The sequence below is a fragment of the Clostridium sp. AM34-9AC genome (assembly GCF_003480225.1).
GTDB classification, from domain to species: Bacteria; Bacillota; Clostridia; order Lachnospirales; family Lachnospiraceae; genus Acetatifactor; species Acetatifactor acetigignens.
This window is the reverse complement of the sequence record NZ_QUIU01000020.1, coordinates 1-22,306: the sequence shown is the minus strand read 5'-3', so window position 1 is coordinate 22,306 and position 22,306 is coordinate 1. Positions and strand designations below refer to the sequence as shown.

Sequence of the window (22,306 nt, the reverse complement as noted above, 5' to 3'; positions counted from 1 at the left end):
TGCACATTTGCATGTACGGGCTGACCTTTGCAAACAGCTTCTGCCTAGATCAGAGGATATTTATCTGTTAATTTCTGAACGATGGCTCTGGCTGCGGGAACCTGTTCCTCGCCGCCCTTGATGACCATGGCAATGGCCTCTGCCACCTGATCCATATCCTCGGTGTTCAGACCTCTGGAAGTTACCGCAGGGGTTCCCAGACGGATACCACTGGTCACGAACGGAGACTGGGGATCGTTGGGGATGGTGTTCTTGTTGGCGGTGATGTGAGCTGCATCCAACAGCTTCTCCACTGCCTTACCGGTCAGCCCGTAAGGGGTCAGGTCTACCAGCATCAGATGATTGTCGGTACCGCCGGAGACAATCTTAATGTCACGGCTCATCAGGCCCTTGCACAATGCCTGTGCGTTGTCCACAATGTTCTTCTGATATACCTTAAAGTCGTCGCTTAATGCTTCCTCGAAGCAGACAGCCTTGGCTGCGATGACATGCATCAGCGGGCCGCCCTGAATGCCGGGGAAAATAGCTTTATTAAAATTGAATTTCTCGTTGGCTTCCTTGTTGCAGAGGATCATACCGCCTCTGGGTCCGCGCAGTGTCTTGTGGGTGGTGGTGGTCACTACATCCGCATAGGGAATGGGACTGGGATGAAGGCCTGCTGCCACAAGGCCTGCGATATGTGCCATATCTACCATCAGTACCGCACCGACTTCATCCGCTACTTCACGGAACTTTTTGAAATCAATGGTACGTGCATATGCAGAAGCACCTGCAATGATCATCTTGGGTCTGCATTCCAGGGCCAGCTCTCTCATTCTGTCATAATCCAGGAAACCGTTGTCATCCACGCCGTAAGGTACTACATGGAAATATTTACCGGACATATTGACGGGTGAACCATGGGTCAGATGTCCGCCGTGATCCAGATTCATACCCATAATGGTATCGCCGGGCTTCAGCACAGCGAACTGCACTGCCATATTTGCCTGTGCTCCGGAATGGGGCTGTACATTGGCATAATCACATCCAAACAGCTTCTTGGCACGTTCGATCGCCAGATTCTCGATGACATCCACGCACTCACAACCACCGTAATATCTCTTGCCGGGATATCCTTCCGCATATTTATTGGTCAGTGGACTTCCCATAGCTGCCATAACAGCCTTACTTACCCAGTTTTCAGATGCGATCAGCTCGATGTGACTGTTCTGACGATTCTCCTCGTCAATAATGGCCTGTGCCACTTCGGGATCTACTTTTTTTACTTCATCCAATGAATACATGCCTCATTCCTCCTTATGTTACGTTAATTCGCTAAACTTATGGTTTAGTATAGCATAGAACCTTTTAATTGCAAAGATGGAAAATGAACAATGTTGGCAGAAGCCCCCTGGTGTGTTAGAATAAACTTTAACATAACTATTCAGAGCCTCATTCGCCATAAAAATTTTCAAAATTATGCTCATTCATGCAAGCAGGATTCGCAAATTTATGCAAATTTTCCCGGCTCTGAATAGTTACAACTTTACGAAAGATGAGGAATCCTCATGTATCATATTATTATCAATCCCGCCTCCCGCTCCGGAAGAGGGGCAAAGATCTGGGCCGAACAGGTGGAGCCGGCTCTGAAAGCAGGCAATACCGAATATCAGACCTATTTTTCCGGGAAAGCCGGAGAAGTCCGACAGCTGGCCGCACAGATCACCGCAGAGCATGCTGCAGAGCCTGACTTAACGCTCATCGTTCTGGGGGGTGACGGCACGATAAACGAGGCCCTTCAGGGCATTGCAGATCCTTCCAAAGTCATCCTCGGCTACATTCCCACCGGCTCCAGCAATGATCTGGCTCGAGATCTGGGAATTTCCAAGGATCCAAAGGCTGCTCTCAATCTGATCCTTCATAATAATACTCCCAGAGCCATGGATCTGGGGAGACTGACCTATCTGGACGAAGACCAGCCGGAAGAATCCAGGCTTTTTGCCGTCAGCTGCGGGATCGGCTTTGATGCCGCCGTCTGTGCGGAAGCCATGAGTTCCCGGATCAAGGATACCATGAACCGGATCGGCTTAGGAAAGCTGACCTATCTGGGTATCGCCTTAAAACAGCTGATCACTGCCCGCAAGGTCTCCTGCACGCTGACACTGGAGGACAAGGTACATGACAAAAAGGAATCCGTAGAACTCCCCCGTTTTCTGTTCGTGACCTGTATGAGTCACCGTTACGAGGGCGGCGGTTTCATGTTCTGCCCTCCCGCTGTCGATCATGACGGGGTATTGGATCTCTGTTCCGTAGGCAATATTTCCAAGGGATTGGTTCTGCTGGCCCTGCCCACTGCCTTTTTCGGCAAACATTATTTTGTCAAAGGCATCAATGCCCATACCGCCACACAGATGTCCATAACAGCTTCCGCTCCTCTGTGGGTGCATACAGACGGAGAAGTGACAAGAAAGAGCCGCGGTTTCCGGGTGGAATGTCTCCCCGGTGCCATCCGGATGATCACACCTTAAACAGATTTAACACACTCTAAAGATTTTCTTAAGAATGCTTAAGTATTCCAAAAAAGCCTTGATTTTTTTGTTCCGATAGCTATACTAAAATTGATTTTAGAACATAGGTTTTTAGAGAAATGAGGTTTTTATGGAAAAATTACGGATCTTCTATTTGAAATATAAACATGCCATTCCTCTTATTATATATGGCATTATTTACATGACCTGGTTCGCCTGGCTGGAGAAAAATACTACCGGACATTACCGGATCATACATATGGCGGCGGATGATTATATTCCTTTTTGTGAAGTGTTCGTCATCCCTTACTTTTTGTGGTTTGCCTATGTATCGGCTGTGGTCATTTATTTCTTTTTCAAGAACAAAGAGGATTATTACCGCACCTGTATCTTCCTCTTCACTGGCATGACGGTTTTCCTGATCGTATCCACCCTGTGGCCCAACGGACAGCACCTTCGTCCCGCTGTTATGCCGAGAGACAATATCTTCACCCGTATGGTAGCCGCTCTGTATCGGACAGACACTCCTACCAACCTGTGGCCCAGCATTCATGTATATAATTCTCTGGGTGCACACTTTGCCATTATCCGCAGCAAATGCTTTGAGAAGAAAAAGGGCATCCGCATCGGTTCCCTGATCCTGGCTGTCTCCATTATTATGGCAACCATGTTCATCAAACAGCATTCCGTATTTGATGTGCTTACCGCTTTCGTCATGGCGGCTGTGATGTACACACTGGTATATCGTTATGATCTGCTGATCGCTGTCAGAGAGTTCCGAAATAAGAGAAAAGCAAAACCGCAGATCGGCTAAAGGTTGTTTCAAAACGTGCGCCGACGGCGCAGCTATAAAAATGCAGTGACGTTACCTACGCCACTGCATTTCTTTTGCCCTCATTTATGATCTGTTACATTACAATACTTCTTCGCTCTTCTTCAATGCCGAGGCAATGACCGCATCCATATCATAGTAGCGGTATTCCGCCAGTCTTCCGCCGAAGATCACGTTCTTTTCCGTATCTGCCAGCCTTTTATACTCTGCATACAAAGCGCCGTTCTTTTCATCATTGACCGGATAATAAGGCTCATCTCCCGGCTTCCATTCGGAACTGTACTCTCTGCTGATGACCGTCTTCGGGAGATCCTGTCCCTGTTCGTCCTTGCCAAACTCGAACCATTTGTGCTCGATGATCCGGGTCCAGGGAGTCTCACGATCCGTGTAATTCACCGCAGCATTTCCCTGGAAGTTGGGAATATCCAGCACCTCTGTCTCGAACCTGACGGAACGATATTCCAGTGCTCCCAGAGAGTAGCCGAAATAGGCATCGATGGGGCCGGTATAGACAACAGTCTCTGCCAGTTTATCCAGTTCCTCTTTCTGCTCCAGATAATCTGTGTTCAGGCGTACCTCAATGCCCTCTAACAGATGTTCCACCAGCTTCGTGTAACCGCCAATGGGAATGCCCTGATACAACGCATTGAAATAGTTGTTGTCAAAAGTCAGACGCACCGGCAGACGTTTGATAATGAAGGCCGGAAGATCTTTACAGTCACGTCCCCACTGCTTCTCGGTGTAGCCCTTTACCAGTTTTTCAAAAATATCCTTACCCACCAGAGAGATGGCCTGTTCCTCCAGATTTTTCGGTTCCGTGATCCCGGCAGTTTGCCGCTGCTCTTCAATCTTGGCCGCAGCTTCTTCGGGAGTCACCACGCCCCACATTTTATTAAAAGTGTACATGTTAAAAGGCAGTGAGTACAACTCTCCGTGATAATTGGCCACCGGAGAATTGGTGAAACGGTTGAACTCCGCAAATCGCGTAATGTATTTCCACACCTTTGTATCATTGGTGTGAAAAATATGGGCACCGTATTTATGGACATGAATTCCTTCCACGGTTTCCGTATAAATGTTTCCCGCCACATTAGGGCGTTTATCGATGACCAGAACCTTTTTCCCTCTGTCAGTCGCTTCTTTTGCGAACACCGCTCCGTACAATCCGGAGCCGACCACCAGATAGTCGTATTTCATTTCTATATATTTCCTTTCTCACAGTCGCGTTCCTGCGCCTACGTTATTTCCGTACGACAGCCTTCTCACCGAAGACACGTTTCAGAACCACCAGCGTAGCCAGTGTCAGCAGAATACCGATCACCAGACAGATCACCACATTCTGTACAAAACCGGCAATGATATAAGTCACAAAAGAGATTGCCGCCACAGTCAGCACATAAGGCACCTGGGTGGATACATGGTTGATATGATTACACTGCGCTCCCGCAGAAGCCATAATGGTCGTATCGGAGATGGGGGAGCAATGGTCACCCATAACGGCACCTGCCAGACATGCAGCCACGCCGATGATGATCAGATGCTCGGCTCCGGGTACAATAGCTCCGGTCGTGGGATCGGTAAATACGCCGGTAACGATAGGGATCAGAATACCGAAGGTTCCCCAGCTGGTACCGGAAGCAAAGGCTAAGAAACATGCTACAAGGAAAATGATGGCCGGAAGCATATTGGTAAGCCCTGCTGATGCTCCCTGCATCAGACCAGCCACATAGACATCCGCACCCAGCAGACCGGTCATGGTCTTCAGGGTAACAGCAAAGGTCAGGATCAGCATTGCAGGTACCATGGCAATGAAGCCCTGCGTCAGACAGTTCATGGCCTCCTTGAAGGATACCAGTCTTCTGCACATATAGTATACAATGGCAAATAATAATGCAATCAAAGATCCCCAGGGAAGTCCCACGGAAGCATCCGTTGCGCTGAATGCATCGATAAAGCCCACGCCTTCAAAGAAGCCGCCGACATAGATCATGCCGATGACACAGCAGACAATCAGTACGATTACCGGGATCAACAGATCGTAGACCTTGCCTCTGGTGGAACCTTTGGGTGCATTGTCTGCATTGACCACGCGCTCTCCCTCGGTGAACAGGTCACCCTTTTCTCTGGCATTGCGCTCATGCTTTACCATGGGGCCGTAGTCGAAGCCCATCAGCGCCATACCGATGACGAATACGATGGTCAACAGAGAATAATAGTTATAAGGAATAGCTCTTACGAACAGTTCAATACCGGAATAAACACCTTCATCCACCATACCGGATACTGCGGCCGCCCAGGAAGAGATCGGTGCGATCATACAGATGGGTGCTGCGGTGGCATCAATAATGTATGCCAGCTTTGCTCGGGAAATCTTATGTCCGTCTGTTACCGGCATCATAACAGAGCCTACAGTCAGACAGTTAAAATAGTCATCCACGAAAATCAGAACACCTAATAAAAAGGTGGAAAGCAGCGCTCCCGCTCTGGTCTTTACATGCTTTTTCGCCCATTCGCCGAAAGCTGCAGAGCCTCCTGCCTTGTTCATCAGTGCCACCATGGTGCCCAACAGGATCAGGAACATGAAAATACCGATATTCCATGCATCCGCCACGGAATTGATAAATCCTTCATTGATCACCGTATCCAGCGTTGCAATAGGAGAAAATCCGGTATAAATCAAAGCTCCCGTAACAATGCCGATAAACAGTGACGAATATACTTCTTTTGTGATCAGTGCCAATACGATTGCCACCACAGGCGGCAGCAATGCCCAAATTGTTCCGTACATAATTTTGCCCTCTCTCGTACTTTTTTTGTAACATTTCAGATACATTTTTACTTTATGGCAAACCCGTATACCTGTCAATATAATTTTCCAAATTAACGCTTTAGCACAGCAATTTATCCGTTCCATTTCTCTTTTTCGCTTTAAATCGCTAAATTCTCTTGCATCCTCGCACGATCTGGGCTATAATGAGCAATGACATTTAGCAGAAAGGACGTGCCCTGCGCACGATGGAATACCATGAGTTTCGAATTTATCAAAAAACTGCCCACTCCTGCGGAGATCCGCAAGGAGCTGCCCCTTCCGGCAGAATTAGTCAGGATCAAGGAAGCAAGAGACGCAGAGATCCGTGACGTTCTCACCGGCAAAAGCAATAAGTTTCTGGTGATTATCGGGCCCTGCTCCGCCGATAACGAAGATTCCGTATGTGATTACGTCAATCGTCTTGCCAAAGTGAATGAGAAAGTTAAGGACAAGCTGATCCTGGTGCCCAGAATCTACACCAACAAGCCCCGCACCACCGGCGAAGGCTACAAGGGTATCACCAGCCAGCCCGATCCCGAGAAGAAACCGGATTTCCTGGCAGGTCTGATGGCCATGCGTAAAATGCACATCCGCGCCATCAAAGAGACCGGTCTCACTGCCGCAGATGAAATGTTATACCCGGAGAACTGGGGTTATGTATCCGATATCCTCTCCTATGTGGCCATCGGTGCCCGTTCCGTAGAGGATCAGCAGCATCGTCTGACCGTCAGCGGCTTCGATGTAGCTGCCGGTATGAAGAATCCTACCAGCGGAGATTTCTCCGTAATGCTGAACTCCGTATATGCGGCACAGCACCCCCACTCCTTCATCTATACCGGATGGGAGGTGAATACCCACGGCAACGATCTGGCACACACCGTACTGCGCGGTGCTACCAACAAGCACGGTGCCAATATCCCCAACTACCATTACGAGGATCTGATCCGTCTGTGGGATATGTATGAAAAAATGGATCTGAAGAATCCTGCCTGCGTGATCGATGCGAACCACTCCAACTCCAACAAGCAGTTCAGGGAGCAGATCCGTATCACCAAGGAAGTCATGCACAGCCGTAAACTCAGCCCCGATCTGCACAAGCTGGTCAAGGGCGTCATGATCGAGAGCTACATCGAGGAAGGCAACCAGAAGGTGGGTGCCGGCTGCTACGGCAAGTCCATCACCGATCCCTGTCTGGGCTGGGAAGACAGTGAGCGTCTGATCTACGATATCGCTGAGTACGAATAAAAAGAACGATTTTGCAAATGGGGTGCTGAATAGTTAAAACAGTTTCAAAAAAACTGCAGGAATCCTTTTAATAACGCAGGATTCACAAAACATTCCAATAAACATCCGAAGACCAGTGCGATCCATATGAGCGCCAGTTTTCCCAATCTGCCGGGCAGGGATTTTTTTCCCTGCCCGGTTGTGTTATGGTAAAAATAAATACTCCGGTGCATATCTTCACACCATCTGAGTAACAGGATCATAGCCGGCAGGTAACACAGATAATGGGGAAAGATGCTCACGATCCCCAGAAGGATCCCCTTGATTCCATACCTAAACACTGCCGTACTCAGAAAAAAGCCCACAGAGAATCCGTATTTTACGGTGACTCCTCCGCAGAAAATCCATCCCAGATAAGTCGTTGCCATGATAATAAGCACCAGAAAATTCCGACATCTTTTGCACAGAACGTACCAGAACAGGATACTGCTGTCCACGGTCATATATTTCATGCGATATAACGTGTCCTCATCCAGCATTCCCGCACGGTTTAACAGAATTCCCCGTCCGAAATACACCGCAAACAATCCCACCACAAATCCCGTCAAAAACAAAAAGTGCAGCGGGAGTTTTCCCGCAGGCAACATGGATCTGTTCCATTTCATATATTCTCGTCTCCCGTCAGGCGTTGTTAGTAATATATGCGGACAACATGGAAAATCATGCTTTCTTATTCGTCTTTCAGAAAAGAAAAAGCCCATCCGGACAGGTACTGCCTGTCTGGATGGGCTTTCCTAAAATCATTATGTAGCAGCCTGTCGTGGCTGCTTTTGTCTGTAACGGAATTACTCACTCAGGTATTTGGACGCGTAAGTTAAAATGCCGCAGATTGTCTTGGCATCCTGGATCCTGCAGTCGTAGATCATCTGCTTTAATTCTTCTACGGAATAAGCCTCTACATTGATGAATTCATCTTCATCCAGATGCTGGTTTCCTCTGTCTTTCAGTCCTCTGGCCAGATAAATATCGATCTTCTCATTGCAGAATGCCACTGTGGTATAAATAGAGGTCAACAGTTCCACATGGTCAGTATGATACCCGGTCTCTTCCTGCAATTCCCGCATAGCTGCCTGATCCGTGGGCTCTTCTCTCCCGTTCAGTCCGCCTGCCGGGATCTCTAACGTCTCACGCTCCAGGGCATTGCGGTACTGACGCACCATCAGAAGTTTACCGTCTTCTCTCACGGCTACCACCGCAGCTGCACCCTTATGGTCGATCAGATCCCATTTTGCAATATTACCGTTGGGAATCTGCATGGTGTCCTGATAATAGTCGATAATAGCACCCTTTGCTACCAGATCACGGCTGATACGCTTGAATTCTTCCATAACTTATCATCCCTTCTCATCCAAATCGAATACTTACCTGTTTTCCAGTAATTTATCAACGCTCACCATCTTGACACAAAGCACGAACAGATCCGTAGCCATTGCCATCTCCTCCGGTGTGGGGAAGGAAGGCGCAATACGGATATTGGAGTCCTTGGGATCCTTCTTGTAGGGGAAAGTAGCGCCTGCTCCGGTCAGAGTGACGCCTGCTTCCTTACACTTTGCCACAATGGCTTTGGCGCAGCCTTCCATGGCATCAAAAGAAATAAAGTAACCGCCGTTGGGCTTTGTCCAGGTACCGATACCCAGACCTCCCAGTTCATCTTCCAGTACCTGTAATACTGCCTCGAATTTAGGTCTCATAAGAGCTGCGTGCTTCTTCATATGTTCACGTACGCCATTGACATCTTTAAAATAACGTACATGGCGTAACTGGTTGATCTTATCATAACCAATCGTCTGGATCGTCATGGACTTGCGCATATCATCCAGGTTTGCCTTGGAAGATGCAATAGCCGCAATGCCGGCTCCTGCGAAGGTTACCTTGGAGGTGGAGCAGAACTCGAATACCATGTCCGGATGTCCTGCCTTTTCACACTCGGAAAGGATCTCTAACAGCTGATCCTGTCTGTCATCATATAAATGATGGATTGCATAAGCATTATCCCAGAAAATACGGAAATCCGATGCAGCAGGCTGCAAGGCTGCGAAACGTCTTACGGTCTCATCGGAGTAGGAATATCCCTGAGGGTTGGAGTATTTGGGTACGCACCAGATACCCTTGATAGCGGGATCTTCAGACACCAGTTTCTCTACCAGATCCATATCCGGTCCTTCGGGTGTCATGGGCACATTGATCATTTCGATTCCGAAATGCTCTGTGATTCCAAAATGTCTGTCATATCCGGGTACGGGACACAGGAACTTTACATGATCCAGCTTGCACCAGGGGGTATTGCCCAAAAGTCCGTGAGTCATAGCCCGGGATACAGTATCATACATGATGTTCAGGCTGGCATTGCCACAAACGATCACATTTTCCGGCTTCACTTCCAGAATGTCAGCGATCAGTTTCTTTGCCTCAGGAATACCGTCCAGGCCACCATAATTTCGAACATCCATTCCATCCTCAGCCTTCATAGCGCTCTGAGAATTTACAACATCGAGATAATCCATTGTCATATCCAGCTGGTTAACTGCCGGTTTTCCTCTGGACATATCCAGTTTCAGGCCTTTGCCTTTTGCATCTTCATATGCAGCGTTCAGCTCTGCCTTCAATGTTAAAAGTTCTTCCTTGGATAATTCCTGATATGCTTTCATTTCGTACCATACCTTTCTCGTTTTTTCCCATAGGGAATACGCTTTCTTCTGTGGACGTTGGATAATCGTATACAATCATACACTTCGAATATCATACTATAAGAAAGTTCTTTGTACAATACCTTTTTTATAAAATTTTAGTAACTATTCAGAACCCCATTCGCAAAACCGCTACTTCGTAGCTTTCTTTTTTCTCATGTGGTTACTTCGCCATATAAAACTGCTTATCTGCCTGAATGCAAGCATTCGCAGAACGCAGTTTTGCATGGCTCTGAATAGTTACAAATTTTATCAAAAAAGCTGCTGTGCTTTAACAGCACAACAGCTTTTCTTACTTCGTATGAAATTGTCATTTCTGACTGGTCAGTTATTTGGCGTAATCAATTACGCGGCTCTCACGGATCACATTTACCTTGATCTGTCCGGGATATTCCAATTCAGCTTCGATCTGCTTGGAAATATCTCTTGCCAACAATACCATATCGGCATCTGAAATCTGCTCGGGCACTACCATAACACGAACTTCACGACCTGCCTGAATAGCAAAAGATTTATCTACACCTTTGAAATTGTTTGTGATATCTTCTAACTGTCTTAATCTGCTAGTATAGGTTTCCAGTGTTTCCCTTCTAGCTCCCGGTCTTGCAGCGGATATTGTATCAGCAGCTTGTACAATACATGCAATCAGGGAAGTAGGCTCTACATCGCCATGGTGAGATTCCACGGCATTGATAACCGTAGCGTTCTCTTTATATTTCCGACACAGTTCAGCACCCAGCTGAATATGGGAACCTTCCATCTCGTGGTCTACTGCCTTACCGATATCATGCAGCAGTCCCGCTCTCTTGGCAAGTCTCACATCCAGTCCCAGCTCCGCTGCCAGAAGACCTGACAACTGTGCAACCTCGATGGAATGCTTTAATGCGTTCTGACCATAGCTGGTACGGAATTTCATCTTACCGAGTAATCTTACCAGTTCGGGATGAATGCCATGTACACCAACCTCCAGAGTTGCGGCTTCTCCCTCTTCCTTGATCATTACTTCGACTTCCTTCTGCGCCTTCTCTACCATCTCTTCGATTCTGGCCGGATGGATACGTCCGTCCACAATCAGCTTCTCCAGCGCAATTCTCGCTACCTCACGACGAATCGGATCAAATCCGGACAGGATTACTGCTTCCGGTGTATCATCTATGATCAGGTCTACACCTGTCATGGTCTCAAGGGTACGGATGTTACGTCCCTCACGTCCGATGATACGTCCCTTCATTTCGTCATTCGGTAACTGTACAACGGAAATTGTAGTCTCAGAGACATGGTCTGCTGCACATCTCTGTATAGCGTTAACCACATATTCCTTTGCCTTTTTGTCTGCTTCTTCTTTGGCCCGACTCTCCATTTCCTTGATCATCACGGCCGATTCATGTTTCACTTCATCTTCAACAATTTTCAATAAGTAGTCTTTTGCTTGTTCAGAGGTTAATCCTGAAATTCGTTCCAGTTCCTGCACACGCTGCTCATTCAGTCTGGAGACTTCTTCCTTCATGCGATTGAGGGATTCTTCTCTGGATGCTAAACTTGCCTCGCGCTTCTCGATGGCATCTGCTTTCTTATCGATGTTCTCTTCCTTCTGCTGAACTCTGCGCTCATACCGCTGGGCTTCCGCTCTACGTTCCTTGATTTCTTTGTCCAGTTCATTCTTGGTACGAATGGACTCTTCCTTGACTTCCAGGAGTGATTCGCGCTTTTTGTTCTCTGCAGTCTTCAGAGCTTCATCAATAATCTCTCTTGCCTTCTCCTCTGCGTTGCCGATGGTTCCCTCCGCGTTCTTCTTCAGACGGTTCGTGGTAACCTTTGCTGTGATCAGCACTGCAGCTATAATGGCAATAACAGAAACCACTAATACTATTACAATATTAGTGTCCACTACAGGAGCACCTCCTTATGAAATTTTCATTGTACATTTTGCTCCGATAATACAAATTATCGTTCATAATAGAATGCAATTTATGTACATTCTAACAAGCAATTCACAACAGTATTAGTGTAAACTGAAATTACACCCATGTCAAGTACAAGTCGCAATTAGTCCAAAAATAGTTCCTATATCAAAACAATCTTTGTGCATTATTTCTTGCTGTTATGCGTCGTCCGGTATTCTCAGAAATCATCGCTATGCATGCCACCGATGGACTTGCGGATAGCTTCTGCGGAGAATCCCTTTCTGATCAGAAATGCGTAGATCTTCTGGCGTTCCTTCCAGTCTGTCTCTGCTTCCGGATCATAATGCTTCTTATGAAGCAGTTCACGGATCATACCCTGTTCGTCCTGCTCTCCGCCCTTCTCCCGCCAGACCTGCCAGGCCTCTTCCATGGTAGCTGCCGGGATTCCCTTGCCCTGCAGATCCTGTTCAATCCGCCGCCTGCTGCGGCTGTCCTCGTGATAAGTAATATAATCCACGGCATATCGCAGATCATCGATATAATGAAAGCCCGCCACATAAGCGATAGCCTGCTCTATGATCTCCACCGGATAAAAGCCCTGCTGTAATTTTGTCCGCAGCTGTGCCGTGGTATATTCTCTTCCCTGCAACAGGTTCATGGCACGAAGCTTCGCCCGCTTGGGAAGTACCTCCTGCATGATAGTCCGATAGTCTTCCTCGCTTAATTGCTGTCCTTCCTTTATATGGTAAAGACGCAATTCGCCTTTGTACAATACAAAGGCGAATTCCTGATCAATATATACTTTGCTTCTCGATTTGGAAAGTTCCGTAACCTGTGTTACCAGCATGGATCTACTCTTCCTTCTCTGCTGCGGCAGTGACATCTGCCTTTAGTCCGTAATGCTCTCTGACCTTCTCGGCAATCTCATCGCAGATGGCGGGATTGTCTTTTAAATACTGCTTGGCATTCTCACGGCCTTGTCCGATCTTGTTGCCCTCGTAGGCATACCAGGCACCGGACTTTGCCACAACGTCACAGCTGGCTGCCAGATCCAGAATATCTCCTACCATGGAAATACCTTCACCGAACATGATATCGAACTCTGCTTCCTTGAAAGGAGGTGCAATCTTATTCTTAACGACTTTGACACGGGTACGGTTACCGATCACTTCACCGCCCTGCTTCAGAGCTTCGATCCTTCTGACATCCAGTCGTACAGAAGAATAGAACTTCAGCGCACGTCCGCCAGTAGTGGTCTCAGGATTACCGAACATTACACCTACCTTCTCACGCAGCTGGTTGATAAAGATAACCGTACAGTTGGACTTGCTGATCACAGCGGTCAGCTTGCGCAGCGCCTGGGACATCAGTCGTGCCTGTAAACCCACATGGCTGTCTCCCATATCACCGTCAATCTCGGCCTTGGGTACCAGTGCGGCTACGGAGTCCACTACGATAATGTCAATGGCTCCGGAGCGTACCATGGTCTCCGTGATCTCCAGTGCCTGTTCACCGTTATCCGGCTGGGAAATGTACAGGTTGTCAATATCTACGCCGATGTTCTTCGCATAGACAGGATCCAGAGCATGCTCCGCATCGATGAATCCGGCAATACCGCCTCTTTTCTGTACTTCTGCGATCATATGTAAGGTAACGGTGGTCTTACCACTGGATTCCGGTCCGTAGATCTCAATGATTCTTCCCTTGGGAATACCGCCCAGTCCTAACGCTATATCCAAACTTAAAGAACCGGTGGGGATGGTCTCCACATTCATCTGTGCCGTGGGATCTCCCAGCTTCATTACCGCGCCCTTTCCGTACTGCTTCTCGATCTGGCTCAGCGCCGCATCCAATGCTTTAAGCTTATCGTCTTTTTCCATGTCAATCTCCTTTTTGTTCAAGGAACAAATGTTCTGCTTTTTATTTAGGATAAAACATTTGTTCGTGTTTGTCAATGTCTATTTTTATTATACATATTTTGTGTACATTAAAGCTCCCTCATAAGCATTCCCCCTTATTTTTTCGTTCCGATGATCGTCTGAAATTTTGGCGAATGCCTGAACATCCTGAAATGTCTGTCGATAATCAGAGATAAAAGATACAAAAAGAATGTATCACACATCCCCGCTTCCCGCAAGGACGCATGATACATTTCCTGTGTTTTCGTCACTATCTACAATTTTTTACCCCTTCGTTTTGAGGGTATCTCACAAAATATTTTTCTGTTACTTTTTACCAAAAGTAACTTTACTGAAGTATTTCAGAATACAGCTGCGCATAAGAATCAATGCTGCAGAGGTAGTTGCCTCTCTGATCTGGCTGCGGGTTCCGGAGAAATGATACTCTTTCACCGTAACTTCTCCCTTTACGCTGCATCCGATATATACCAGTCCCACCGGCTTTTCCTCGGTTCCGCCGTCCGGTCCCGCAATTCCGGTCACTGCCACAGCCACATCCGATTTCATTAACAGTGCGGCTCCTTTTGCCATCTCTAAGGCAGTCTTGCTGCTGACGGCACCGTATTTGTCCAACGTGCTCTTACGCACTCCCAGGAATTTCCGTTTTGCCTTATTGGAATAAGTCACCAGTCCGGCCTTGTAGCACTCCGATACCCCGGGGACATTGATGATCCTTGCCGCGATCATGCCGCCGGTACAGGATTCCGCGGTTGTCACCGTCAGATCATTGGCCATCAGCAGATCTGCTACCGCCATCTCCAGGGTAGTCTCCGCCTTGGTACTGTAAATATCCGCTCCGAAACGGGATTTCAGTTCCTTCACCACAGGTTTAATGGCTTTTCCAGCTGCCTTGGTATCTTCCCCGGAAGCGGTGACACGGATATGTACTTCTCCCGTCTTGGCATAGGTAGCTATCGTAGGATTGGTCTGTCCGTCGATCAGATCCTTCAGGGTATCCTCCACCTGGCTCTCCGGCACACCACAAAGCTTTACCATCTGAGAACAGATCACCCCGGGAGTCAGTGTATCCAGATAAGGAAGCACCTGCTGTTCGAACATGGGAACCAGTTCCGCAGGGGGGCCCGGCAGCAACACAATACGGTTCTTCTCCGTCTCCAGAATAATGCCCGGCGCTGTTCCATTATCATTGTCCAGCACCTTCGCTCCCTCTGGCACCATGGCCTGTTTCCAGTTGTTCTCCGTGGGCTGAATATCTCTGACTGCGAAAAATTCGGCAATGCGCTCCATGCTGTGATCATCCACCGAGAGATTCTTTCCACAGACTTCCGCCAGAGTCTCCTTGGTCAGATCATCCTCCGTGGGTCCCAGTCCACCAGATAACAGGATCACATCCGAACGCTCCATGGCACATTTCAACACACCTGCCAGTCTCTCCACATTATCTCCCACCACTGTCTGGTAGTAACAGTCCAGTCCGGCTCCCGCCAGCTTTTCCGCCAGATAAGCTGCATTCGTATTCACAATGTTCCCCAGTAATAATTCGGTACCTACACAGATGATTTCCGCTGTCATTGATTTACCGCCTTTCGCTAACATTATCCTTGTCATAAAGTTATCCACAGACAGTATACTACACTTCCAAAGCAGAGAAAAGGAAATCTTTTACTCCAGTGTAAATTCAGCCAGATCTAAACTGCCTTCCCCACGGAACCGGAAATACAAAGGATACACTCCGGCCCTGACTTGTACCGGAATCGTAATCGCCTCCCAGTCCCCAGCAGCAATGTCGCAGATGCAGCTTCCTACTGCAATTTTTTCGGGATCCTGCATCCTTCCTCCTTCCTCATGGCAGGTGACATACAAGGTTCCTTTCATCCTCCCCCGCAATGTCAGACGGATATTTGATAACTCCTTTCCTTGAAAATAACGGTATCCCACAATACAACCGTCGCTTATTCCCCGAATGTACTGTCCCGGCAGGCTCTCTCTGTCCTCCCCATCCTGTGTGATGCATGCGGTTCTATCATCTATTGGTACTGTCTTTTCATAATATAATACACAGGCAATGTACGCCGGATAAGTCCCCTCTCCTATAAGCCATCCGTTGTTCAGCCCACAGCTGGTAGACTCCACCTGGGCAATCAGCCCCTGTGCATCAATGTTTATCTGTTCCGCTACACCCTGTCTGCAGAAAGAACTATTGTTTGTATGCCTATGGTCAAAAATATAGTATCTGCCGTTAAGCTCCACCAGTCCTCCATGGGTATTTCCCATGGGATAGCAAGGTTCCTCCTCGGAATAGCCATTCATTCCCACATCGGAAGTGGAATGGATCCGGCCGCCGAACCGAAAATCTTTGTCTGGTCTGTCACTGATAAAATAATACAATCCCGTATTTCTTGCGGAGTAGACAAGATAATAGCGTCCATTTATTTTTCGCATGGACGGTGCTTCGAAATAGACTGCCCCCGCTGCGGCGGAGGATTCTCTGGAAATGGTCAAAATTGGGCCTCTCCGTACCGTCAGCATGTCCTGTTCCAGTTCACACATGTGGCATCCCACAAATTTTCTTCCAAAGCTATCCACTTCACGGTTTGTGGGGCAGAACCCAGAATAAAGATAGATTCGTCCATCGTCATCAATAAAAATACTGGGATCAAACTGAAAATATTCTCCTGCTGCTTCCCCGAGAATCTGACCGTCCGGATAGACTACATCTCCCAAATAAGTATAATGCCCCGCCGGGGTATCACAGACTGCCACAGAGATGATCGAGGAATCCGCGATAGAATAATACATGTAGAATCTGCCGTTTCTTCCCTGGATCACATCCGGTGCAAACAAGTAATAGCGTCCATTCTTTTCCGCCTTCTTATGGCATTCATCCTTTATATGATCTGTGTGCCGGAAAATTACACCCTCGTATTTCCAATCCGATAGATCAGACAATGGAGCCGACCAGCAGACATAATCATTTTCACAATAATAATTACCTCCGAAGCGATCATGACTTCCATAGATATAGAGTCTTTCACCGAACACCCTCGGTTCCCCATCTGGAATATATTCATAGCTTGGCAAATAAGGATTATAGACCTGTTTTTTCATAATAGTTATCCTTTCTTTTCGTCTCTCTCAGTTTTCTATCTTTCATTTTCTATTTATTTTTTCTCGAAATTCCGGCTTCCGTCTGCCCACTTTCAGATTTTCATTCACCACCTTTTATTCAGAGCTGATGCCTTAGTTTCTCATCCATTCCCTTGTGACTCCACTCCCGCCACTGGGTAGGAGTGCATTCATACCTTTTCTGAAAACAGCGATGGAATGTCCGCATATTAGGGAATCCGCATTCATAACTGATTTCGGTCACCGTTTTCCTGCTGTCCTTCAGCAGATTACAGGCCATGATCATCCGTTGCTGCGCCACATAAGATGGAAATGAAATATTCAACTGAGAAGAAAAAATGTGGGACAGATAATACGGACTGATTCCCAGCTCTTTTGCCACCTTCTGTGCCGTCAGTTCTCCGGTAATATTGTCGTTAATATATTGCAGAAGTTTCTGCGTGATATTCAGGTCTGAAGGCTTGTCCTTCTTAATGACCGGAACATTTTCATACATATCAGCCAGCAGCGCCATCAGAAGTCCCTTGTCCTGCCTGAACGGTCGTAACTCCTTATTCAGACCAATATCCGACAGAATGTCTAACACCATCTGACCATACCTGCTGAGCGCGTTCTTACGAAAATGGGGAGATTCCATATCATAATAGGTTAATTCCTTCTGAAATTCTCCAATCGAATCCATATCTGCAATGATCAGAAGCATTCCCACCTCTCCCACAGAACTGTAGGAATGGATCTGGTTCGGGTAGATCATCAGACAGTCTCCTGTAATCAGATGATAATTCACACCAGCTACCGTGGCATCCATCTCCCCTTCCGTCACATGGACGAATTCCATATGTTTATGCAGATGAAACGGGAAGTTCGGGTGCCACCAGACATGACAGTCATAGACCTTTTTCCGGCTCTCATAAAACGGTTTTACTGTGTTCATACCAATCTCTCCAATTCCGCAGACGATTCCTTCCGTCGGAGGAATCTCGAATCAAATTTGTGCTCTCTGTATTCTACATATCATATTCCGTCTCAGATTTCCACTGTTTTTTCTATAAATAGCAATTTTTGTCTCATATGTAATTTCTTTTTGTCGTGCAGTCCACATATTTTTCACGTACAATTAGTTTAAATGAAAGAGGTTTCAATCTTAAAACCTATAACCTTGAAACAAAGAAACGAGATAGTCTATGAATCGTACAGAAGCCAGAGAAAAAGCTACCGCACTGGTAACACAAATGACAATAGAAGAAGCTGCTTCCCAGCTGTTACACTCGTCTCCCGCGATTCCCCGTCTGGGCATTCCCGCCTATGACTGGTGGAGTGAAGCCCTTCATGGTGTTGCCAGAGCCGGTACTGCCACCTGTTATCCGCAGGCGATTGGCCTGGGTGCAACTTTTGACCGTGAATTATTACAGAAAATCGCCGGTTCCATCGCTTTGGAAGCCCGGGCAAAATATAACGCTTATTCCCGCCTCGGAGACCGCACCCGGTACAAAGGTGTGACCATGTGGTCTCCCAATATCAATATCTTCCGTGATCCCCGCTGGGGAAGAGGCCAGGAGACCTACGGAGAAGATCCCGTACTTACCGCTTCCCTTGGCTGTGCCTTTGTGGAAGGATTACAGACCAAAAGAGACGGTTACCTGACCACTGCCGCCTGTGCCAAACATTTTGCGGTGCATTCCGGTCCCGAGGCTCTGCGTCACAGTTTCGACGCCAAAGCTACGAAGAAGGATCTGTGGGAAACTTATCTTCCCGCTTTTGAAGCTCTGGTGACACAGGCTGATGTGGAAGCTGTCATGGGTGCTTATAACCGTACCAACGAGGAACCCTGCTGTGCTCACTCCTATCTTATGGAGGAGGTGCTTCGCGACAAATGGCATTTTGAAGGACATTACGTTTCCGACTGCTGGGCGATCCGTGATTTCCACGAGGGACATCATGTAACTGCATTTCCGGAGGATTCCGCCGCTCTTGCCCTGGAAAAGGGTTGTGATTTAAACTGCGGCTGTACCTATGAATATATTTTACAGGCATATAAACAGGGTAAGGTAACCGAAGAAGAAATCCGCCGCAGTGCAGAACGTCTTTTCACCACCAGATACCTGTTAGGACTCTTCGATCACAGTTCCCTGGACGAAATTCCCTACAATGTGGTGGGCTGTAAAGAACATCGGGAACTGGCTTATCAGGCCGCTGTGGAAAGCTGTGTTCTGTTGAAAAATGACGGTACACTGCCTCTGTCCTTGAAAGATCACAAACGCATGGCTGTCATCGGCCCCAATGCCGACAGTCATGCCGCACTGGTTGGTAACTACAACGGTACCCCGCCCCGTTCCATCACTGTAGTGGAAGGAATTACGAGAATCTGCGAGGATACCGGCTGGGATGTCAATTATGCAGAGGGATGTCTGCTCTATGATGACCCTTCCGTACGAAAGGTATTCCAGAACTACCGTATCCCCGAAGCTGTGGCATTGGCAGAATCCTGTGACCTCGCCATTGTATGTGTCGGTCTCGACTCCACACTGGAAGGAGAACAGGGAGATGTGGGTAATGCATTTGCCAGTGGAGACAAGCCAGATCTGCTGCTTCCCAAGATCCAGAGGGATCTGGTAGAACAGGTCATCGCTACCGGTACTCCGGTGATTCTGATTGATCTGGCCGGAAGCCCCATCGATCTGTCCGCTTACGAAGATCAGGTGCCTGCAATACTGCATGCCTGGTATCCCGGCGGAGAAGGCGGACGGGCCATTGCAGACATCCTGTTCGGCAAAGTATCTCCCGGCGGCAAGCTGCCCCTTACCTTCTATTATAATGACGGACCGCTGCCAGACATTACCGATTATCATATGACCGGACGCACTTACCGTTATTTTGAAGGCAGACCCTGGAAGCCTTTTGGTTTCGGACTCACCTACGGAGAATTACAGATCACAGAAGCAAAAGTAACTGAAGTTGATTACACGAAGGAGATTCCTTCCGCACAAATCACAATACATTGCCAGAATCCCACGGATCGTGACTTAAGTGATGTTTTACAGGTATATGCCCATGTAAACGGTTCTTCCAACGAAGTTCCCAACCACAAGCTGGCTACGTTCGAACGGATCCGTCTGGATGCCGGAGAAAGCAAAGAATTCCGGATCACCATTCCGCCCATGGCCTTTACCACGGTAGACAATTCCGGCAACAGAGTATTTGATGGCACTTCTGCTACACTTTATCTGGGATTTTCCCAGCCGGACTTCACAGAAGAAGATCAGAAGATCTATACAGGCAACAGAGGCCAGGTATTCGCGGTCACTTTATAATGAGCATTATGGTGGTAAACCATTTGCTATAGAGAGATGTATTTTTAAAACAAGGAGGATAAATCCTCTCCTCGCCATAGGGGCTCGGATTTTCCTTCGGAAAACAAGGAGGATAAATCCTCTCCTCGCCATAGGGGCTCGGATTTTCCTTCGGAAAACAAGGAGGATTACAATGAAAAGAAACAAGATCTTAAGCCTGTTGCTGTCAGTTTCCATGCTGACTGCACTCACCGCCTGCGGAAGTCAGGGTTCCGATACTCCCGCAGCATCCACCACCGATAGCGGAAGCACCGCTTCTTCTGCTGCCGAGAGTACCGCTTCTTCTGATGACGGTTATGTACTGGACAAGGTCACTCTCGTCGTAGACGGTACCTTTAATGCATCTGTGGATGCTTATCAGGACAAATTCGTCGAACAATGGGACACAGCTGTCAGTGAAGCACTGGGCCATCCCATCAGTCTGAATATCCAGCAGTTAGACCATTCCAGCTATGTAGATGGCGTTGGCCGTCTGTTTGCCAGCGGTGATTACCCCGATGTCATTCTGCTGAATGCCGGTCAGTATGCAGAATATGCAAAAACAGGTCTTCTGTGGGATATGACAGCTGCTTATGATAATGCAAAGTTCCAGAGCCATATGGTACTGCCCGCAGTAAACGAGAATGTCCGTATCGACGGCAGACAGTATGGTCTGTCCACCGGTCTTGGCGGCGGTTGTATCACTTATGTAAAGCAGGCATGGCTGGATGCAGTCGGCATGAAGGCTGAGGATATTACCGACTGGGATTCCTACTATGCAATGTTAAAGGCATTCACCGAGCAGGATCCTGACGGCAATGGCAAGAACGATACCTACGGCGTAGCTGCAGCAGGCTTTATCGGTTCCGAGGCTCCTTACACCAACTATCTGCCTCAGTTCTGGCAGAACGCATACCCCAGCTTCACCTATGATGAAAATGGTGTATGGTATGACGGTTTCAACACCCAGGAGACCAAGGATGCTCTGCTTCGTTTACAGCAGGCTTACGCTGACGGCGTCATTGATCCTGAATCCCTGACCATGGGTACCAAGGATGTCCGTGAAAAATGGTGGTCTTCCGATCAGTCCGGTTCCTTCGGTGCTTTCACCTACTGGTCCGGTTACTGGAACGATAACCTGGTTAACAACATGGATAAGAACGGTGTAGATTCCGGACTGGCAAGACTGGCCCCCATCGCTGAAATGGATGGCTACCTGAACAGAGAATCTCCTGTATACTGCATCATTGATGACGGTGACGGCGATGATTCCAGAGAACAGGCAATCTTCGATGCAGTCTTCGAGACCATGTTCGACGGCGGTACTGTACAAACCCTGTGGGTATACGGTGCAGAAGGCTACCACTGGTCTACCGAAGCTGAGACCATTGTCACCGGCGAAGGCACTGATAAGGAAAAGACCTATGAATACAAGGACGGTGAGTTCCATCTGCGTCTGAATCCTTCCGATCCCAGTGCATTATGGAAAAAGAATGCTATCGATCCTTCTTCCATGATCTGCTCCTTAGAGAATGGTTTTGAATCCGCTACCGATCTGACCAAGGAATGTAACGAGTTCTTCTCCGAACACAGCGTAGACGCTCCCCACTCTGCTTCCTGTGACGGTATTACCAACTACGGCGGTACGATCAATGATGCTAAGAACGTAGTCATCGCCGAGGTTGTTGTAAAGGGCGGAGATGTAGATGCCGCTATGGACAATTATGTTAGGACTACCCAGGATATGGTAGACGAGATCCTCGGACAGCTGAATGCAGACTAAATAGTAAAAAATAACCGATTAGCAACCTGCTCCGCCGGGCGCACTAAAAAAGCCGCTTCACAAAAATGTGAGACGGCTTTTTACGGTAACTGGAAAGTTAGTAAAGAAATGCTATCAAATCCCCGT

Annotated in this window: 17 protein-coding genes; 5 read left to right on the top strand and 12 right to left on the bottom strand. The window is 47.7% G+C overall.

Annotated features, from left to right (window positions below; translation table 11 throughout):
* Positions 1-44 precede the first annotated feature (44 nt).
* Positions 45-1,283, bottom strand: a complete 1,239-nt coding sequence (gene glyA / locus DW835_RS12090; protein ID WP_118504551.1) for a serine hydroxymethyltransferase — start codon at positions 1,281-1,283, stop codon at positions 45-47.
* A gap of 264 nt (positions 1,284-1,547) precedes the next feature.
* Here glyA and DW835_RS12085 point away from each other — a divergent pair, with 264 nt between their 5' ends.
* Entirely contained in the window at positions 1,548-2,507 is a 960-nt protein-coding gene (locus tag DW835_RS12085) for a diacylglycerol kinase family protein (protein ID WP_118504553.1), read from the top strand.
* A 130-nt stretch (positions 2,508-2,637) separates the two neighbouring features.
* Positions 2,638-3,321: a phosphatase PAP2 family protein gene (locus tag DW835_RS12080; protein WP_118731237.1), complete on the top strand. Its 684-nt coding sequence runs from the start codon at positions 2,638-2,640 to the stop codon at positions 3,319-3,321.
* Between the two features lie 99 nt (positions 3,322-3,420).
* On the opposite strand, the gene glf is transcribed toward DW835_RS12080, so the two are convergent.
* Both glf and DW835_RS12070 read right to left on the bottom strand, forming a co-directional pair.
* On the bottom strand, positions 3,421-4,536 hold the full coding sequence (gene glf / locus DW835_RS12075; RefSeq protein ID WP_117466300.1) for a UDP-galactopyranose mutase: 1,116 nt from the start codon (positions 4,534-4,536) through the stop codon (positions 3,421-3,423).
* 43 nt (positions 4,537-4,579) lie between these two features.
* A complete protein-coding gene (locus DW835_RS12070) occupies positions 4,580-6,127 on the bottom strand; it encodes a Na+/H+ antiporter NhaC family protein (RefSeq protein WP_022313226.1) in 1,548 nt (515 codons plus the stop codon).
* A gap of 237 nt (positions 6,128-6,364) precedes the next feature.
* Here DW835_RS12070 and DW835_RS12065 point away from each other — a divergent pair, with 237 nt between their 5' ends.
* Positions 6,365-7,393, top strand: a complete 1,029-nt coding sequence (locus tag DW835_RS12065) for a 3-deoxy-7-phosphoheptulonate synthase (RefSeq protein WP_117466302.1) — start codon at positions 6,365-6,367, stop codon at positions 7,391-7,393.
* Positions 7,394-7,437: 44 nt separating this feature from the next.
* Here the strand turns inward: DW835_RS12065 and DW835_RS12060 are convergent, their stop codons facing one another.
* The 9 genes from DW835_RS12060 to DW835_RS12020 form a co-directional block, all read right to left on the bottom strand.
* Positions 7,438-8,037 (bottom strand): stage II sporulation protein M, encoded by a 600-nt coding sequence (locus DW835_RS12060; protein WP_182430317.1) that lies wholly within the window; start codon positions 8,035-8,037, stop codon positions 7,438-7,440.
* A gap of 180 nt (positions 8,038-8,217) precedes the next feature.
* On the bottom strand, positions 8,218-8,760 hold the full coding sequence (locus DW835_RS12055) for an NUDIX hydrolase (RefSeq protein WP_022313229.1): 543 nt from the start codon (positions 8,758-8,760) through the stop codon (positions 8,218-8,220).
* Between the two features lie 33 nt (positions 8,761-8,793).
* Entirely contained in the window at positions 8,794-10,080 is a 1,287-nt protein-coding gene (locus DW835_RS12050; protein WP_118731235.1) for an aminotransferase class I/II-fold pyridoxal phosphate-dependent enzyme, read from the bottom strand.
* A 367-nt stretch (positions 10,081-10,447) separates the two neighbouring features.
* Complete coding sequence (rny, locus tag DW835_RS12045; RefSeq protein ID WP_242993653.1) at positions 10,448-12,007, bottom strand: ribonuclease Y; 1,560 nt, start codon at positions 12,005-12,007, stop codon at positions 10,448-10,450.
* 233 nt (positions 12,008-12,240) lie between these two features.
* Positions 12,241-12,870: a regulatory protein RecX gene (locus tag DW835_RS12040; protein WP_118731234.1), complete on the bottom strand. Its 630-nt coding sequence runs from the start codon at positions 12,868-12,870 to the stop codon at positions 12,241-12,243.
* A gap of 4 nt (positions 12,871-12,874) precedes the next feature.
* The gene (gene recA / locus DW835_RS12035; protein ID WP_022313233.1) at positions 12,875-13,903 is read right to left on the bottom strand and encodes a recombinase RecA; all 1,029 of its coding nucleotides are present in this window, start codon (positions 13,901-13,903) and stop codon (positions 12,875-12,877) included.
* A gap of 345 nt (positions 13,904-14,248) precedes the next feature.
* Positions 14,249-15,514 (bottom strand): competence/damage-inducible protein A, encoded by a 1,266-nt coding sequence (locus tag DW835_RS12030; RefSeq protein ID WP_118731233.1) that lies wholly within the window; start codon positions 15,512-15,514, stop codon positions 14,249-14,251.
* Positions 15,515-15,604: 90 nt separating this feature from the next.
* Complete coding sequence (locus tag DW835_RS12025; RefSeq protein WP_118731232.1) at positions 15,605-17,050, bottom strand: family 43 glycosylhydrolase; 1,446 nt, start codon at positions 17,048-17,050, stop codon at positions 15,605-15,607.
* Between the two features lie 118 nt (positions 17,051-17,168).
* Positions 17,169-18,002, bottom strand: a complete 834-nt coding sequence (locus tag DW835_RS12020) for an AraC family transcriptional regulator (RefSeq protein ID WP_118731231.1) — start codon at positions 18,000-18,002, stop codon at positions 17,169-17,171.
* Positions 18,003-18,252: 250 nt separating this feature from the next.
* On the opposite strand from DW835_RS12020, the gene DW835_RS12015 reads away from it, so the two are divergent.
* Together DW835_RS12015 and DW835_RS12010 are read left to right on the top strand one after the other, a co-directional pair.
* Positions 18,253-20,379 (top strand): glycoside hydrolase family 3 C-terminal domain-containing protein, encoded by a 2,127-nt coding sequence (locus DW835_RS12015; protein WP_118731230.1) that lies wholly within the window; start codon positions 18,253-18,255, stop codon positions 20,377-20,379.
* A gap of 172 nt (positions 20,380-20,551) precedes the next feature.
* On the top strand, positions 20,552-22,180 hold the full coding sequence (locus DW835_RS12010) for an ABC transporter substrate-binding protein (protein ID WP_118731229.1): 1,629 nt from the start codon (positions 20,552-20,554) through the stop codon (positions 22,178-22,180).
* Positions 22,181-22,306: the final 126 nt, after the last annotated feature.

Coding starts and splice junctions, on each gene's coding strand:
- glyA (WP_118504551.1), bottom strand. CDS start 1,283: ATGTATTCATTGGATGAAGTAAAAAAAGTAGATCCCGAAGTGGCACAG.
- DW835_RS12085 (WP_118504553.1), top strand. CDS start 1,548: ATGTATCATATTATTATCAATCCCGCCTCCCGCTCCGGAAGAGGGGCA.
- DW835_RS12080 (WP_118731237.1), top strand. CDS start 2,638: ATGGAAAAATTACGGATCTTCTATTTGAAATATAAACATGCCATTCCT.
- glf (WP_117466300.1), bottom strand. CDS start 4,536: ATGAAATACGACTATCTGGTGGTCGGCTCCGGATTGTACGGAGCGGTG.
- DW835_RS12070 (WP_022313226.1), bottom strand. CDS start 6,127: ATGTACGGAACAATTTGGGCATTGCTGCCGCCTGTGGTGGCAATCGTA.
- DW835_RS12065 (WP_117466302.1), top strand. CDS start 6,365: ATGAGTTTCGAATTTATCAAAAAACTGCCCACTCCTGCGGAGATCCGC.
- DW835_RS12060 (WP_182430317.1), bottom strand. CDS start 8,037: ATGAAATGGAACAGATCCATGTTGCCTGCGGGAAAACTCCCGCTGCAC.
- DW835_RS12055 (WP_022313229.1), bottom strand. CDS start 8,760: ATGGAAGAATTCAAGCGTATCAGCCGTGATCTGGTAGCAAAGGGTGCT.
- DW835_RS12050 (WP_118731235.1), bottom strand. CDS start 10,080: ATGAAAGCATATCAGGAATTATCCAAGGAAGAACTTTTAACATTGAAG.
- DW835_RS12040 (WP_118731234.1), bottom strand. CDS start 12,870: ATGCTGGTAACACAGGTTACGGAACTTTCCAAATCGAGAAGCAAAGTA.
- recA (WP_022313233.1), bottom strand. CDS start 13,903: ATGGAAAAAGACGATAAGCTTAAAGCATTGGATGCGGCGCTGAGCCAG.
- DW835_RS12030 (WP_118731233.1), bottom strand. CDS start 15,514: ATGACAGCGGAAATCATCTGTGTAGGTACCGAATTATTACTGGGGAAC.
- DW835_RS12025 (WP_118731232.1), bottom strand. CDS start 17,050: ATGAAAAAACAGGTCTATAATCCTTATTTGCCAAGCTATGAATATATT.
- DW835_RS12020 (WP_118731231.1), bottom strand. CDS start 18,002: ATGAACACAGTAAAACCGTTTTATGAGAGCCGGAAAAAGGTCTATGAC.
- DW835_RS12015 (WP_118731230.1), top strand. CDS start 18,253: ATGAATCGTACAGAAGCCAGAGAAAAAGCTACCGCACTGGTAACACAA.
- DW835_RS12010 (WP_118731229.1), top strand. CDS start 20,552: ATGAAAAGAAACAAGATCTTAAGCCTGTTGCTGTCAGTTTCCATGCTG.